17 protein-coding genes are annotated in these 14,860 nt (G+C 74.3%); 10 read left to right on the top strand and 7 right to left on the bottom strand.

What is annotated here, in order from left to right; genetic code table 11:
- Positions 1 to 74 precede the first annotated feature (74 nt).
- Positions 75 to 284 carry a DUF1918 domain-containing protein gene (locus tag IH09_RS01740; RefSeq protein ID WP_052853460.1) on the bottom strand — a complete coding sequence of 70 codons (210 nt, stop codon included), beginning with the start codon at positions 282 to 284 and terminating at the stop codon, positions 75 to 77.
- Positions 285 to 542: 258 nt separating this feature from the next.
- Entirely contained in the window at positions 543 to 1,577 is a 1,035-nt protein-coding gene (locus IH09_RS01745; RefSeq protein WP_052853461.1) for a DMT family transporter, read from the bottom strand.
- On the opposite strand from IH09_RS01745, the gene IH09_RS01750 reads away from it, so the two are divergent.
- From IH09_RS01750 to IH09_RS01765, 4 genes are all read left to right on the top strand, one after another.
- On the top strand, positions 1,576 to 3,072 hold the full coding sequence (locus IH09_RS01750; protein ID WP_052853462.1) for an aminotransferase-like domain-containing protein: 1,497 nt from the start codon (positions 1,576 to 1,578) through the stop codon (positions 3,070 to 3,072). The two genes, IH09_RS01745 and IH09_RS01750, sit on opposite strands and share 2 nt — an antisense overlap.
- Before the next feature lie 124 nt (positions 3,073 to 3,196).
- On the top strand, positions 3,197 to 3,664 hold the full coding sequence (locus tag IH09_RS01755) for a GNAT family N-acetyltransferase (RefSeq protein WP_052853770.1): 468 nt from the start codon (positions 3,197 to 3,199) through the stop codon (positions 3,662 to 3,664).
- Positions 3,665 to 3,997: 333 nt separating this feature from the next.
- Positions 3,998 to 4,564 carry a hypothetical protein gene (locus IH09_RS01760; protein ID WP_190233182.1) on the top strand — a complete coding sequence of 189 codons (567 nt, stop codon included), beginning with the start codon at positions 3,998 to 4,000 and terminating at the stop codon, positions 4,562 to 4,564.
- A gap of 5 nt (positions 4,565 to 4,569) precedes the next feature.
- The gene (locus IH09_RS01765) at positions 4,570 to 4,944 is read left to right on the top strand and encodes a hypothetical protein (RefSeq protein WP_052853464.1); all 375 of its coding nucleotides are present in this window, start codon (positions 4,570 to 4,572) and stop codon (positions 4,942 to 4,944) included.
- Positions 4,945 to 4,948: 4 nt separating this feature from the next.
- On the opposite strand, the gene IH09_RS01770 is transcribed toward IH09_RS01765, so the two are convergent.
- The 3 genes from IH09_RS01770 to IH09_RS01785 all read right to left on the bottom strand — a co-directional run bounded on the left by IH09_RS01770 (position 4,949) and on the right by IH09_RS01785 (position 6,968).
- On the bottom strand, positions 4,949 to 5,683 hold the full coding sequence (locus IH09_RS01770; protein WP_052853465.1) for a hypothetical protein: 735 nt from the start codon (positions 5,681 to 5,683) through the stop codon (positions 4,949 to 4,951).
- 598 nt (positions 5,684 to 6,281) lie between these two features.
- Positions 6,282 to 6,503: a hypothetical protein gene (locus IH09_RS01780; protein ID WP_052853467.1), complete on the bottom strand. Its 222-nt coding sequence runs from the start codon at positions 6,501 to 6,503 to the stop codon at positions 6,282 to 6,284.
- Between the two features lie 129 nt (positions 6,504 to 6,632).
- Positions 6,633 to 6,968, bottom strand: a complete 336-nt coding sequence (locus tag IH09_RS01785) for a PH domain-containing protein (protein WP_052853468.1) — start codon at positions 6,966 to 6,968, stop codon at positions 6,633 to 6,635.
- Positions 6,969 to 7,497: 529 nt separating this feature from the next.
- On the opposite strand from IH09_RS01785, the gene IH09_RS01790 reads away from it, so the two are divergent.
- The 4 genes from IH09_RS01790 to IH09_RS01805 are packed head-to-tail and all read left to right on the top strand — an operon-like array spanning position 7,498 to position 11,624.
- Entirely contained in the window at positions 7,498 to 8,421 is a 924-nt protein-coding gene (locus IH09_RS01790; protein ID WP_052853469.1) for an alpha/beta hydrolase, read from the top strand.
- Positions 8,418 to 9,605 (top strand): acyltransferase family protein, encoded by a 1,188-nt coding sequence (locus tag IH09_RS01795; RefSeq protein WP_240150930.1) that lies wholly within the window; start codon positions 8,418 to 8,420, stop codon positions 9,603 to 9,605. The genes IH09_RS01790 and IH09_RS01795 overlap by 4 nt, the downstream gene beginning before the upstream one ends.
- 10 nt (positions 9,606 to 9,615) lie before the next feature.
- A complete protein-coding gene (locus tag IH09_RS01800) occupies positions 9,616 to 10,956 on the top strand; it encodes a sensor histidine kinase (RefSeq protein WP_242640964.1) in 1,341 nt (446 codons plus the stop codon).
- Entirely contained in the window at positions 10,953 to 11,624 is a 672-nt protein-coding gene (locus IH09_RS01805; protein WP_052853470.1) for a response regulator, read from the top strand. Before IH09_RS01800 ends, IH09_RS01805 begins: the two co-directional genes overlap by 4 nt.
- 227 nt (positions 11,625 to 11,851) lie before the next feature.
- On the opposite strand, the gene IH09_RS01810 is transcribed toward IH09_RS01805, so the two are convergent.
- Positions 11,852 to 12,622, bottom strand: a complete 771-nt coding sequence (locus IH09_RS01810) for a LysR family transcriptional regulator substrate-binding protein (protein ID WP_110952014.1) — start codon at positions 12,620 to 12,622, stop codon at positions 11,852 to 11,854.
- 58 nt (positions 12,623 to 12,680) lie between these two features.
- On the opposite strand from IH09_RS01810, the gene IH09_RS01815 reads away from it, so the two are divergent.
- Positions 12,681 to 13,076 carry a DUF5997 family protein gene (locus IH09_RS01815; protein ID WP_052853471.1) on the top strand — a complete coding sequence of 132 codons (396 nt, stop codon included), beginning with the start codon at positions 12,681 to 12,683 and terminating at the stop codon, positions 13,074 to 13,076.
- 163 nt (positions 13,077 to 13,239) lie between these two features.
- Here the strand turns inward: IH09_RS01815 and IH09_RS01820 are convergent, their stop codons facing one another.
- Positions 13,240 to 14,001, bottom strand: coding sequence for an aminoglycoside adenylyltransferase family protein (locus IH09_RS01820; protein WP_190233183.1), 762 nt, complete (start codon positions 13,999 to 14,001; stop codon positions 13,240 to 13,242).
- Positions 14,002 to 14,270: 269 nt separating this feature from the next.
- Between IH09_RS01820 and IH09_RS01825 the strand changes: the two genes are divergently transcribed.
- Complete coding sequence (locus IH09_RS01825) at positions 14,271 to 14,795, top strand: P-loop NTPase family protein (RefSeq protein ID WP_052853472.1); 525 nt, start codon at positions 14,271 to 14,273, stop codon at positions 14,793 to 14,795.
- Positions 14,796 to 14,860 lie beyond the last annotated feature (65 nt).

The following is a 14,860-nucleotide window of genomic DNA, read 5'->3' on the forward strand; positions in this document are numbered from 1 at the left end:
GGGGCCCGAGGGCAGGCCGGTGCGTCCCCGCGCCCGCCGACGGCGGGTGGTGACCGCCGGCGGCGGGGACCGGGTCAGCGGGTGGGGTGGACGTCGGCCGCCGTCTTGTGCTGGACGACCGAATCGGGGCCGGGCGACATGATCGCCTCATGGCCGTCCTCGGCGCGGATGCGGTACGGCGGAGTGCCGTTCGTCCCCAGCACCTCGATGATCTCGACGACGTGGTCGTGCTGCCCGACGATCCTGCCGTGCACCACCAGATGGTCGCCTGTGCTCGCTTTCATCAGGGGTGTCCTTCCGCCTCTGGCGGCCGTACGACCGGGGGCCGACGAAGTGACGGCCGAGCTGGTTGAACGGCCAAGGGTTTACGGACCTGGGGCGGCCCGGACGGCGGTACCTGCCGTCGCGGCAATTTTACGTCCGAGCGGGCCTGTTGCCCCGGGCACACATCCCGGGCCCCGCCCGCCCGGTCCGTCCCATTCCCGTTCCTCACCCGGTCCGGACGGCTCCGTCCGCCCCCGCGCCGTTCCCCGCGCGTGCCGTCAGCCGCGCGTCCGCTGGGTGACCGCGATGCACACCAGCACCGCGAGCGCCGCCGCCGCGGCGGTCGGCGGCAGGTGCTCGCCGAGCAGCAGCACGGCCCACACCATTGTCAACAGCGGCTGGGCGAGCTGTATTTGACTCGCCTTGGCGACACCGATGTCGGCCATCCCGCGGTACCAGACGACCATGCCCAGGAATTGCGAGCCGATCGCCAGCCAGAGCAGCCCGCCGACCGCGTGCGCCGTCAGGTGCAGCGGTTCGGTGGCCAGCGCGGCCACCGAGCCCACCACCGAGATCGGCAGCGCGAGCACCAGCGCCCAGCCGATCACCTGCCAGCCCGGCATCTCGCGGGCGAGCCGGCCGCCCTCGGTGTAGCCCGCCGCGCACACCAGCAGCGCCGCGAACAGGTAGAGGTCCCCGGTGCTCGGCGCCCCGCCGCTCTGCTGCACCGCGAAGCCGATGACGACGGCGGCACCGGCCAGCGAGGCGAACCAGAAGGTACGGGAGGGCCGCGTCCCGGTCCGCAGGGCGCCGAAGGCGGCGGTGGTCAGCGGCAGCAGCCCGACCACGACCGCCGCGTGCGAGGTGGTGGAGGTCCGCAGCGCGAGGGTGGTCAGCAGCGGGAAGCCGAGGACGACGCCGCCCGCGACGACCGCGAGCCCCGCCCAGTGGCGCCGTTCGGGTGGCCGGACCCGGCACACGGTGAGCGCGCCGCCCGCGATCGCGGCCGCCAGCACGAGGCGCAGCATCACCGCCGTCCACGGACCCATGCCCTCCAGCGCCCAGGCGGTGGTGGGAAAGGTGAGCGAGAAGGCCGCGACGCCGAGCGCGGCGAATGCGGTGCCGCGAGAGGTGGACGCGGAGTGGGCGGCTCCGGCCGGGCCGTCCGCCGGGGCGTGGTCGGCGGTGCCCGCCGGACCGGTGTCCGGGCCGTCCCCGACGGTGCGCCCCGGTGGTCCGCTGGCCGTCCCGCTCGCCGGTCCGCCGCTCACTGCTATCGCCGTCGGGGTGATAGCGCTATCGTTATCTCTCATGCATGAGCGTAGCAGTGGGGCGGGATTGGCCGCCATCCTCCGTGCCGACCTGAACCGCTACTCTCCTGGTGAGAAGCTGCCATCGAGTCGCGCCCTCGTTGAACGGCACCGGGTGAGCCCGGTGACCGTCTCCCGGGCGCTGGCCGAGCTGGTCGCCGAGGGCCTGGTCGTCACCCGGCCCGGCGCCGGGGCCTTCCGGGCCGCGCCGCGCACCGGGCCCCCGCGGCCGGTCGACACGTCCTGGCAGGAGATCGCCCTGAGCGCCGAACCGGCCGGCGACCAGGTGCCGCGCAGTGTGGACGCGTCGGGGGTGCTGGCCACACTCGCCGCACCGGCCCCCGGCGTCATCGAGCTCAACGGCGGCTATCTGCACCCCACTCTCCAGCCCGAACGCGCCCTCGCCGCCGCGCTCGCACGGGCCGGCCGGCGGCCCGGCGCCTGGGGACGGCCCCCGGTCGAAGGCGTGCCCGAACTGCGGGCCTGGTTCGCCCGGGAGATCGGCGGGCCGGGCGGGACGCTCGCCGCCAGTGACGTCCTGGTCACCGCCGGCGGGCAGAGCGCGCTGACCGCCGCGCTGCGCGCACTGGCCCCGCCCGGCGCGCCGGTGCTGGTCGAATCGCCGACCTACCCGGGCATGCTCGCCGCCGCCCGCGCCTCCGGGCTGCGGCCGGTACCCGTACCGATGGACGCCGACGGTGTACGCACCGATCTGCTCGCCGATGCCTTCCGGGCCAGCGGCGCGCGGCTGTTCATCTGCCAGCCGCTCTTCCAGAACCCGACGGGCACCCTCCTCGCCGGGGAGCAGCGGCGCGAGGTGCTGCGGGTGGCCCGCGCGGCCGGGGCGTTCGTACTGGAGGACGACTTCGCCCGGCGGCTGGTCCACGACGACACGCCCGCGCTCCCGCCGACCCTGAGCGCGGACGACCCGGACGGCACGGTCGTCCATGTCTGCTCGCTCACCAAGGCCGCCTCGCCCAGCCTGCGGGTGGGCGCCCTGGCCGCCCGTGGGCCGGTCCTCGACCGGCTGCGCGCCATCCAGGTCGTGGACGGCTTCTTTGTGTCGAAGCCCCTCCAGGAAACCGCCCTGGAGCTCGTCGGATCGCCCGCCTGGATCCGTCATCTGCGCCTGATCGCAAGGGAGTTGACGGACCGCAGGGAAGCGATGGTCGCGGCGCTGCACCAGTGGCTGCCCGCGTTCACCGCACCCGGCCCGGGGGCGGTGCCCGGCCGGGCGGCGGGCGGCGCGCTGTACGTCCCGCAGGGCGGCTTTCACCTCTGGCTGCGGCTGCCGGACGGTACGGACGAGGCGGCACTGACCGGTGCGGCGCTGCACGCGGGCGTCGCGGTCGCGGCCGGCCGCCCCTACTTCCCCGCCGAGCCGCCGGCCCCGCACCTGCGGCTGAGCTTCGCCTCCGCGGCCGGCACCGCCGAACTCGTGGAGGGCGTCCGCCGGCTCCGCACCGCCTGCGACGAACTGCGCATCGCCGCGGGGTGATCCGGCCGTGCGGACCCCATGCGCGGGCGGCAGGGCCCGCGGCGGCCCGGGTGCGGCGGTACGGGCCCGGCCCGTCTTCGGCAATCGGTTCGACGCCGGCCCGCGCGTCTGCGAACCTCCCGGCATGAACGCACACGCCCTCGATGGCTACGAGATCTCCACCGACCGGGCCCGCCTGGACGCGGACCTGGTCCACCACTGGCTGTCCACGGACGCCTACTGGGCCCTGGGCCGCCCCCGGGAGCAGTACGACCGAGCGGTCGCGGGTTCGCTCAACTTCGGTCTGTACGAGGCGGGTTCGGGGCGCCAGGCCGGGTACGCCCGGGTGGTCACCGACCAGGCCACCTTCGCCTGGCTCTGCGATGTCTACATCGGCCGGGACGACCGCGGCAAGGGACTGGGCACCGCCCTGGTCGAGGCCGTCGCCGAGCACCTCACCCCCTGCGGCCTGGCCCGCATCACCCTCGCGACCAAGGACGCACACGGCGTCTACGAGAAGATCGGCTTCCGCGCCCTGGCGGCCCCCGACCAGTGGATGACCCTGGGGCTGATCGATCCCGGCCCGATGGACCCCGGGCCGTGCGGCAGCTGACCGGCGGGGCGCGGGCGGGGGCAGGGGTGGGCACGCCCGTCGACCGGCGGGCGGACGCCCGCCCACCGCTGCCGGACTTCCGCCCGTAGGGGGACCGGCCGGACCCCACCCCCGGAAGGCCCAGCAGGTACCCGGAAAGCCCAGCCGGGCCCGTCCGCCGTACGAGGCGCGCGTAACCGTGTGACCTGCGGGGAGAACCACCGCGCGGGGCGCCCGGCCAGTCGGTTGGCCCAAGGCGCGGCGTACCACCGAGGTGCGCGCGAGGAGGCCGGGCGCTTCGCTCGGGGTATGTCCCTGCGCCGCACCCTTCGCCACGCCTCCCGATGCGCCTCCGTGACCGGCGCCCCGGCGGCGGCCCGCGCGTTGCGGGGCGCCGGTGCCGCGGTGAGCGCCGGTGACCGTGGTGCGGATGCCTCGGGTGAGGCGCATTCGGTGACCGTCCGGCCCGATCCGGTGGCGCCCGGTGGAAGCTTCGCCGTCTTCGACGGTGGCAGCGGCCCCGGCGAGGCCGTCTTCGGCGGCGCAGAAATCCCGAAGCCGGCGCCGTCCCCGCTGCGGAACCAGACCGGCGGCACCGGCACCGTGCCGGAGTCCACCGGATCCGGCGCGTACACCGTCACCCTCCTCTGCGGCGGCGGCAAGGGAGCCGGACAGCAGAGGAAGATCGCCGGGACCTTGACGGCCGCCGGCGAGCCCGGCAGGGCGGGCACGGCCCACCGGACGGGCCGGGCCGGCGGCCGGGACGGCGCGGCGGTTCCCCGCGATGGTTCGGAGACCGGTCTCGGCGGCGGTTCCGGCGCGAGCACGGCCGTCACGGTGCTCGGCGGCGCGCGGCCGGCCGGCACCGCCGGCCGGGGAGCCGTGCGCTGCCACCGGCGTATCCGCAACGGCCGGGGCTGACACCGATGAGCACCGGTGTCAGCCCCGTCCGCCTGTGGCGCGCGGTCGCCATCGGACTGGCAACCGCCCTGCTGGTGACGGGCGTTGTCGTCTACGCCGCCGCCCGGCTGATGCCCCGGGAGGCCACCGGCGTGGTCGACGGCGGCACACACACCATTCCGCGCGCCGAGATCGCCCGCACCGTCAGCGGTCAGCTCAGCCTGCCGCTGCGCAACGGGCCAGACCGGGTGCGCTGCGCCGGCGATCTGCGGCCCGTGCCGTACACCGTGGTGCGCTGCACGGCGCACTTTCCCACCGGCCTGGAGCGCCAGCTGACCGTCGAGGTCATCCATGTCCGGCACAACAAGGTCACCTACCGGCGGCTGACCGAGCGCCGCTGAGCGGTCAGCCGGCCTGCAGCCACACCCGCAACGGCCCGATGGGCAGGCACCCCTCGTCCACCGCCGCCGTCAGGTCGTCGCCGGATTCGTACCCGACGACCGGCAGCCCCGGCCACCGCTCGGCGACGGCGGCGAGCACACCGGCCCAGGCGGCACGCGCCGCGCCGTCCGCCGCGAACACGTTGGAGAGCCCCACCACGGACTCGCTCCGGCTGGCGACCGCCCCCGCGACGACCGTGTCACCGTTCCGGCCGCGCAGGAAGAACGTCTCCTCGTCGGCGAGCAGTTCACTCCGGAACGGCCCATTTCCGTCCGCGCCCCACGCCGCGGCCCAGCCGGCCAGTGCGTCGGCGTCCCGTACGACATCCCAGCGGACGCCGTCCACCGGGGCCGGAGCCGCGAGGGTGGCCGGCCGGTAGATCCACTCCGCCTCGAACAGCACCTCGAAGCCCGCGCCGGTCAGGTCCAGGCAGGCGAAGCTGTCCTTGACCGAGCAGCCGGGCGAGGCGGTGTCGATCCGGGCCAGCAGGTCCGCGCCCGCGGTGTGCGGGGTCAGCGTGACGGCATCGGGATAGAGCGGCGGCGTGCGGTGCGCACTGGCCCACATCCCCTCCACGAAGGCGCCCGGCGTGCCGTGTGCCCGGCAGACCGCCTCGCACCAACTCGCGTTGTTGCGGGCAGCGGTACGCACCCACCGGTCACGTTCCGCGGCGTCCGGCGGCAGCAGTGATTCGATCATGCGGTGATGGTGCCAGGGCGGAGCGGACTTCTCCACGGGATTTTCCGGCCCCGCCCCGGGCGGGCGGGGCATGGACTCGGACGGCCATGGCCGAAGCGCCGGCACACACGCACCCGGCGGAACGCACGCCGCAGCCGCGCCTCGTCAGCGAGCGGTGCGTACGCGAAGGCCGCCATGGGGCACGGACCGGGGCGCGGGCTGCCGATCGCGCGGCCGGGTTCCTCGGCGGCGGTGCGGTGGTTCGCGTGGAGGCGCAGGTGGTGGCCGGGCTCGGTGCAGCCCGTCGCCCGGTACCGGCACAGCGTCCTGGCGTCGTTCCGCGTCCAGATGTCTTCGAGGAGAGGGGCGGAGACCGGAGGCTCGGCGGGCAGGGCGTCGTCGTACGCGGTGTCGAGGAAGGAGAGCACCCGGCAGCGCGGCCGGGAGAGCTCGTCGGCAGGTGGGTACGCGCGGACGCGTCAGCTCAGGATCGTGACCTCAACCGGCCGACGCCCGGCGTCGTATGGCGCCGGGGGAGAGGGCGAGCCCGGCGGTTCGCCTCGCCCCGGCTCCGGTGCGGAAGTACTGGCCGCCCGGTGGTGCCACGGACCCGGTGGCCCTAGAGGATGGTCAACTTGGGGTACGGGCTCGTGATCCGTTCCTGCAGCGAGCCGAAGTCGACGAGCACCGCGATTCCGTCCTCGACCGCGGTGACCCGGCCGAGACCGTGCACGTCATGGGTGACCCGGTCGCCCACCGCGAACACCTTGAGAGGCGGCGCGGCGGCGGTTTTGAAGGGGCTGGTGGGCAGGGGGCGCTTGATCATGGCTGGCTTTGTCATCGCCTCCAGTATGCGCTCGACCGGGCCTCTTCACGGCCTGTTCACCTGGTGTACCTGGGACCGGTGGGGTGTCGCCGGGGCTGCCGCGCCCGCCTCGGGCCGCTCCGGGAGGTGCCGCGAAGACCGCTGTCAGCGGGAAAGGACGAGGTCGGCGCGGTCGCAGATGAGGGCCGCCACGGCCGCGGGATCGTCCGGCGTGATGAAGGGCCGGACGAATTTTCCGAGATCGAGGACGAGCGCGGTGTCCTTGCCGGCCCGCCCCGGGTCCAGGCTCGCCCAGTAACGGGGGTTCGCGGTCCCCCACAGGCGCGCTTGTCCGTTGGCCGGCCCCATCGTCACCTGCCGGATCGCGCGGATCGAGCGGTACGGGACGGTCTTGGTCCCCCACGGGAAGTAGTAGCCGCGAATCCGCACGGCGTCGGGGGTGCACTCGATCCACCGGTCCCGATAGCTGCTGCTGCTCATGTGCTCGGCTCCCTCGTCCGGACGGTGCGTGGTGGTCGTGCCCGTCGAAGTCTCGCACCGGCGCCGTGCACGTCGACAGGCGCCCTCCACGGCAGCGACGGACGCCGTCCGCGCGCGGCGGCGGTACACGCCTCGCAGCGCTCGGCCGGGAGGTCCCTCCGCCTCACCGGTCACATGCGTCCGTCGTGATCCGGAGGAGCGGTGACCGGCGGAGCGGTGACCGGCGCGGCGCGGCCGAGGTGCCGCTTCGGCGCGTGCGGCCGACGGCCCCCACCCCCTACCCGTAGTACTTCGGAGCTACGCGGAAGGTGTGCTCCCCGGAGTGACGCCGACCACGGGCGGCGGTTCATAGCTTCGGTACCGGAAGCACGACCCACCCCGGTACGGAAGGACCTCCGCGATGGTGTCCCGACCGCGCAGCAGCCGCCTGCGCAGAAGTCCGCTGCGCGGCGACGGCCCGCCCGGCGGCCGTTCCACCGACGGCCGTTCACCCGGCGGTCGTTCGCGCCGGGGGCGTGGGTGGCGTGCCGTGCTCGCGGCGCTCGTCGTCGCCTCGGTGGCGGTGCCGGTGTCGGGCGCGGCGGGTCCCGGAGCGGTGCCGGCGCCGGAACCGGCCGCCCTCGCCCCGCTGGGGGCGGCGACGCCCGCGGCCCTCACCGGGCGGTACGCCGCGGTGCGGGACGGTATCCGGGCGGCCGGGCGGGCGGCGGCCGCGCACGGTGACCGGGGGCGGGCCGCCGCGCTGCGCGCCATGGCGGACCCGCACCGGCACTTCCTGTCCTTCGACGGCCGGGACGGCGGCCGCACCGCCGAGGTCTTCGGCGACCTGTCCCGGGCCGGGCGGATCGCCGTACTGGTCCCCGGCTCGGACACCAGCCTCGACCGCTACGCCCGTTTCCGCTCCGGCGCGACGGCGCTCCAGCGGGAGCTGGGGGCCGGCTCCGCCGTCGTCGCCTGGCTCGGATACCGGACGCCGGACACCGTCAGCCCCGTGGTCCTCACCCCCGACCGCGCGCGGGAAGCCGCCCCCCAACTCCGTGCGTTCGTCGGGCAACTGGGGGTGCTGCGGCCCGCCGCCCGGGTCGCGCTCCTGTGCCACTCCTACGGTTCCGTGGTCTGCGGTCAGGCCGCGGCCGGGCTGCGGGTCGCCGACATCGTCCTGTACGGCAGCCCCGGCACCGGCGCCGAGAGCGCCGCCGCCCTGCGCACCCCGGCCACCGTCTGGGCCGGCCGCGCCGCCGGCGACTGGGTCGCCCACGTGCCCCACACCCGGCTGCCGCTGCCCTTCACCACCCTCGGCCTGGGCCCCGACCCGCTCTCACCGGAGTTCGGTGCCCGCCGCTTCGCCGCGGGCACCGGTGGCCACAGCGACTACCTCACGCCCCACTCCCCGTCCCTGGAGAACCTCGCCCGGATCGTCCTGGGCCGTACCCCTGCCAAGGAGCCCCGATGATCACGTCAAGCCGCCTGCGCGGCCTCGTCCGGCGCATCGACACCGCCACGCCACCCGACCGCGACCGCGCCGTCGACGCCCTGCGCGCCCTGGCCATCGGGGGCGTGGTGCTCGGCCACTGGCTGGTGACCGCCCTGGTCGCCGACAGCGGCACCCTGCACACCGCCAGCCCGCTCCAGCACCTGGCCCAACTCACGCCCGTCTCCTGGCTGTTGCAGACCCTGGCGGTCTTCTTCCTGGTCGGCGGCAAGGTGGCCGCCGACAGCTACGCCGCGGCCCGCACCCGGGGCACCACCTACGGGCAGTGGTTCGGCGCCCGGATGGCGCGCCTGTGCCGGCCGGTGGCCGCCGTCCTGGTGGTGTGGACCGTGGCGGCGGGCGCGATGCTCGCCGCCGGCACCGGCCTGGAGACCCTGCACACCCTGCTCAAGCTGGTGCTGTCCCCGCTGTGGTTCCTGCTGGTCTTCGCCGGTCTGACGGCGGCGACCCCGCTGGTGGCCCGGCTGCACCCGCTGTGGCCGCTCGCCGTGGTGCTCCACGTCGACCTGGTCCGCTTCGCCCTGGGCGGGCCCGGATGGCTGGGCTGGATCAATGTGGCGGCGGGCTGGCTGGTCCCGTACTGCCTGGGCACGGCCTGGGCCCGCGGCGCGCTGCGCGGCCGCGGCACCGCGGTGGTGCTGCTGGCCGGGGGAGCGGCCGCGACCGCCGCACTGGTGCTCTGCGCGGGCTATCCGGCCGCCATGGTCGGGGTGCCCGGCGCCGCCGTCTCCAACCTCAACCCGCCGACCCTGGCCGCCGTCACCTTCGGTCTCGCCCAGTGCGGCGCCGCCCTCCTGCTGCTGGGTCCGCTGCGGCGCCTCCTGGCCCGGCCCGGGGCGTGGGCGGCGGTGGCGCTGGTGAATCTCTCCGCGATGACCATTTTCCTGTGGCATCAGAGCGCGATGATGGCGGTCACCGCGACGGGATTGCTGGCGGGCGGGCCGCTGCCCGGTCTGCACACCGTGCCCGACAGCCCCGCCTGGATCCTCGCCCGCCTCGCCTGGCTGCCCGTGTTCGCGGCGGCGCTGCTGGTGTGCTGGGCCGCGTTCCGCACGTACGAGCAGGGACGGCGGGAACGGCGCGGCGGCACCCGGGTCGTATGTGAGCACCGACCCGGCCGGAGGACGGTGACGCACCGTGCCTAGGGTGGGCGCCGTGGATCTTGTGGCCAAGGGGGACCGGGAGCGCCTGACGGCGTTCCTGAGGAAGGCGCCGCGCACCGTACGCGAAGGGCTGCGGAAGGCGCCGCGCGCCGTGCGCGGCGACCTGTGGACGGTGGCGCGCGACCCGCTGCCGAGCGTGGGCCTGCTGGGCTGGCTGCCGCATGTCCATGTGATGCTCTTCGTGGCGATCATGGGCCTGCTCAACGCGAACCAGTCCCGGCAGGTACTCGGGGAGGCGTCGGCGCTCTGGACGCTGATCGCCGTGCTCCAGCCGGCGGCCGCGCTGCTCGCGCTGTCCCGCCCGGTGCCGGCCTGGTGGCTGTCGACGATCGGGCTGTCCGCGACCGCGGCGGCCGCGGAGACCGGAGCCGACCGCGACACGCTGTGGCCCTGGAGCGTCGCGGGAATCGCCCTGCACACCCTCGTGCTGCTCCTCCTCGCGCTGCGGGTCCGCCCCCGGGTCGCGGTCGAGGCGCTGGGGCTCACCGTCCTCGCGGGGCTGCTCAACACCTCCCTGGCGTCCCAGAACCACAACCAGGTCCTGACGCGGGGCGCCGTGATCTTCGCGACCGCCGTGGTGGTCGGCACCGCGCTGCGCGGCCGCCGGGTGGCCCGTACCCGGCTGGTCCGGCAGGAGGAGCTCACCGCCGAGGAGCGGTCCCGACGCACGCTGCTGGAGGAGCGCAACCGGATCGCCCGCGAACTGCACGACGTGGTCGCCCACCACATGTCGGTGATCTCCATCCAGGCGCAGGTCGCCCCGCACCTGGTCGACGCCCCGACCGCGGAGCTGACGGAGAACCTCGCGGGCATCCGCGAGAGCGCCGTCGAGGCGCTGACCGAACTGCGGCGGGTCCTGGGCGTACTGCGCTCGGAGGACGCCGGGGCGGAGGGGGTACGGCACGCTCCGCAGCCCACCCTCGACCGGCTGGACGAGGTGGTCGCCAAGGTGCGCGGCGCCGGGCTCACGGTCACCACGGAGACCACCGGCGCGCCGCGCCCGCTCTCGCCGGGCGTCGAACTGTCGGCGTTCCGCATCGTCCAGGAGGCGCTCAGCAACGTGCTGCGGCACGCGCCAGGGGCGGCGGTGCGGGTGGCGATCGGATACCGGCCGGACGGTCTCACCCTGCGGATCGCCAACACCGCGCCGCGGGAGCCCGTACCGCTCCCGTCGGACACCGGCCACGGGCTGCTGGGCATGCGCGAACGCACCGCCATGCTCGGCGGCGAACTGGCCACCGGCCGCACCCCCGACGGCGGCTGGGAAGTGACCGCGATCCTTCCCGCCACCGCCCCGAAGCCGCCCGCCGACCCTGTTGAGGCCCGTCCATGACGACCATCCGCGTGCTGATCGCCGACGACCAGATGATGGTCCGCCAGGGCTTCACGGTGCTGCTGAACGCCGAACCCGGCATCGAGGTCGTCGGCCAGGCCGTGGACGGTCTAGACGCCGTCGCCAAGGTCGCCGAACTCGCCCCGGACGTCGTCCTGATGGACATCCGGATGCCCGCCCTCGGCGGCATCGAGGCGACCCGCCGGATCACCGGACCGGCCGGCGCCACCGTCAAGGTGCTCGTGCTGACCACCTTCGACCTCGACGAGTACGTGTACGAGGCGCTGCGCGCGGGCGCGTCCGGATTCCTGCTGAAGGACGCGTCGGCCGCCGAACTCGCCCAGGCGGTACGGGTGGTGGCGGCCGGCGACGCCCTGCTCGCCCCGAACATCACCAAGCGCCTGATCGCCGAGTTCTCCCGGATGACCGGCGCCCCGCGCACCCCCCTCAAGGACCGCGTCGGCGATCTGACGGAACGCGAGACCGAGGTTCTGTCGCTGATCGCGCAGGGCCTGTCGAACGCGGAGATCGCCGAACGTCTGGTGGTGGCGGAACAGACCGTCAAGACCCATGTGAGCCGGATCCTGGTCAAACTGGGTCTGCGCGACCGCACCCAGGCCGCGGTCTTCGCCTACGAGACGGGACTGGTGCGTCCGGCCGGATACTGACCGCCGCGGGGGAGCGGGGCGCCGCAGCGGCGACGGGGAGCGGTGACCGGCCGTCGCCTTCGCCCGCGGGGTGGCCCGCCGACGCTCATCGCGCCTTTTCGGTGGTGGTACGGGCGCGACTCCGGGGCCCCGGCCCGGGACACGGGCCGCCACAGAGGGCTCGCACCCGGAGAACGAGCACACCACCGCCGATCACGGGGCTCCCCGCACCGTGCGCGACGCCGGGGTCAGGACCGGCGGCGGGGCTTGCCGCGCTTGCCGCCCTTGGGGCTGCCGGAACCGCCCCGTGGGTTCTTGCCGGCCGCGGGCTTCCGCCCGGCCGTGGGCTTGCGCTGCCCACCGCGGGTGTCGGGGCGCTTGCGCTGCGTCTCCTGCGCCGGGGCGGCGGCGCGCCCCCGTGAACTGTTGACCGTCCGCCCCCGGACGATCCCGATGAAGTCCTCCACCATGTCGGTGGTCTCCTCCTCCGGCCACGACAGTGCGACACGTGACTGAGGGGCGTCCGTGACCGGCCGGTAGGTGAGGTCCTTGCGGTGGTGCAGGCGGGCGAGCGACTGCGGGACGACAAGGAGCCCCACGCCCGCCGCCACCAGTTCGATGGCGTCCGCCGTCGTGGCGGGGCGCTCGTTCGCGGGCCGCCCCGGCGGGCGCTCCCAGTCGAGGGTGTCGTCGAGGGGATGCAGCACGATCTCGTCGGCCAGGTCCTCGGCGGACACCTCGTCGACCGCCGCCACGAGGTGGTCCTTGGGGACCACGACCACCGTCGTCTCGGCGTAGAGGGGGATCGCGCTGAGGTCCGTCCGGCCGGTCGGCAGCCGTACGAAACCCGCGTCGGCGCCGCGGTCGCCCAGCACGCCGGGCGCTTCGGCGGCGGTCACCGGGATGAGGATCAGCGGGATGCCGGGCAACCGCTCGTTCCAGATACGCACCCATTTGGTCGGGGTCACGCCCGGGACGTAGGCGAGCCGGAACGACGGGGGTGCTTCTGAGCCTGTCACCGTGCCAGGCTACCGGTCGTGTTCGAAGGTGTCGGACACGCTCGGTACCCTTGGCACCATGACGTCGCACCAGAACACCCAGACAATGAAGCCCGCGACCGCGGCGAAGAAACTGGGTGTGTACCTTGAGGCCACCCCCGCCGAGTTCCAGGAAGGCGTCGTCTCGCGCGGCGAGCTGAACGCATTGCAGGCCGATCCCCCCGAGTGGCTGCGTGAGCTGCGGCGCAACGGTCCGCACCCCCGCCCGGTGGTCGCGGCGAAGCTGGGTGTCTCCATCTCGGGCCTCGCGCGCGGCGGGATCACCGAAGCCCTCACCACGGAGCAGATCGAGGCGCTCAAGAAGGACCTCCCCGAGTGGCTGCAGAAGGAACGCGCCACCCAGGCCGAGGTCCGGAAAGAGACGGTACGCATCAAGGAGAAGAACGCGGAGCGTGACGACCAGTCGCGTTCCTGACCGGGCACGGGCGACCGGGCCGCGGCACGGCAGGACCGTACGCGGCAGGCCCGTAAGGCAGGTCACCGGTCGGCCGCCGGGCGCTTCCCTCTGAACGGCGCGCCTCGTACGAGGACGAGACAGGCCGGAGTGAGTGGCCGAGGCAGGCGTCCGAGCAGGTGGTTCACGCCTGCCCGTGCAGCTTGCCGATATGGGTGAGCACTTCGTCCACGTGCGGACGCACCCGGGCCTTCAGCTCATCGCTCCAGGTCTCGTCCGCGTAGTGGCAGTTGAGGTACAGGTACCTGGCGTGTTCCAAGACGGGACGGTGTTCCGGGGAGAGGCGCGCGAGGGCCCAGTCCGCGGCGGCGTCCTTGGGTCTGATCTCGCCGGTGGCGAGGGTGGTCCAGACGCGGGCGAGAGTCAGCAGGACGTTGCGGGTGTCGTCGGTCAGCTCGTCGAGGAGTTCCGGGATGCCCGCGACGCTCGCCCGGACGAGGTCGGCGTGCGGCACGGGGTCGAGGAGCTCGGCGGGAGGCGGTCCGGTGAGGGGGTGGTCGCCTGCCAGGACCATCGTGAGCACCAGAGCAAGATCCGGCATCGCGCCGGGCCGCGGGGGGCCACTCGCCCGGAGTTCGTCGCGCAGCCACTCGCCGTAGAGGAAATCCCCGGTCGGCGGGGTCCGCCAGGGGCGGACCTCGGACTGCACGACGACGGTGAGTTCGACCGGCCGGACCGCGGCGGTGAGGCCGGAGATCTCCAGCAGGCCCCGAAGGAGCGCCCGCCGCTCCCGGTCGTCCAGGCTCCGCCGGGTGACGGCCAGGATGTCCAGGTCGCTGGCCGGAGCGAGGCCCCCGAGCACGGCGGAACCGTGGAGGTAGGTGCCGAGAAGCTCCGGCGCCAAGACGTCACGGACGAGTCCAACGGTCTGCTCAAGCTGATCCATCACGCCAGTGTCGGACACCACGCGCTCACCGGAAAGCGACTATCTGCCGCGCCGGGCCGACCCGGCAGGCCCCGACCTCTGCCGACAGTCCTCCGGGCGGCGCCACCGGCATCCGGTGGTGGACCCCACTGACGCCAGTGATGTGACTGACGTCCTGATGGCAGACGGCAACCCGCACAGCACCGATCCCTCACGGGCCGAGATCCGCATCCGTACCGGATTTCCGCTGCGCCCGTTCCCGCGGCCCGCACAGCGCTAGCGTGGGGCCCATGATCGTATGGCTCAACGGCACCCACGGCGCGGGCAAGACGACGACCGGTGCACTCGTGCAGCGGCTGATCCCGGATTCACGGGTGTTCGACGCCGAGAAGGTCGGCGAGACCCTCATGGACATCACCCCGGGGCTGCCCGCCACGGACAACTTCCAGCACTGGCCGCCGTGGCGGCCGCTCGTCGTCGAGACCGCCCGCCGGGTACTCGACTACACCGGTGGCACGCTGGTGATGCCCATGACCGTCCTTGTCGAGGAGTACTGGCGCGAGATCAGCGCGGGCCTCGCCCACCATGCCATCCCGGTACGGCACTTCGTCCTCCACGCCGACCAGGACACCCTCCGCGGGCGCATCGCGGGCGACACTGTTCTCGGCCCCAACTCCCCGTTCCGTCTCCAATACCTCGATCCCTACGCCGAGGCGGCCCGCACGTGGCTGCACGCCGAGGCCGAGGTCGTCGATACCACGCACCTCACGCCCGCCCAGGCCGCCGTGCAGATCGCAGCGGCCGTCAAGGGGTGAGGTCCGCATGAAGCGCCACCCCGCCGCGGACGTCGCCCGCGCATTCACCGTGTCCGGCCAACCAG

The organism is Streptomyces celluloflavus (assembly GCA_000720995.1).
GTDB classification, from domain to species: Bacteria; Actinomycetota; Actinomycetes; order Streptomycetales; family Streptomycetaceae; genus Streptomyces; species Streptomyces celluloflavus.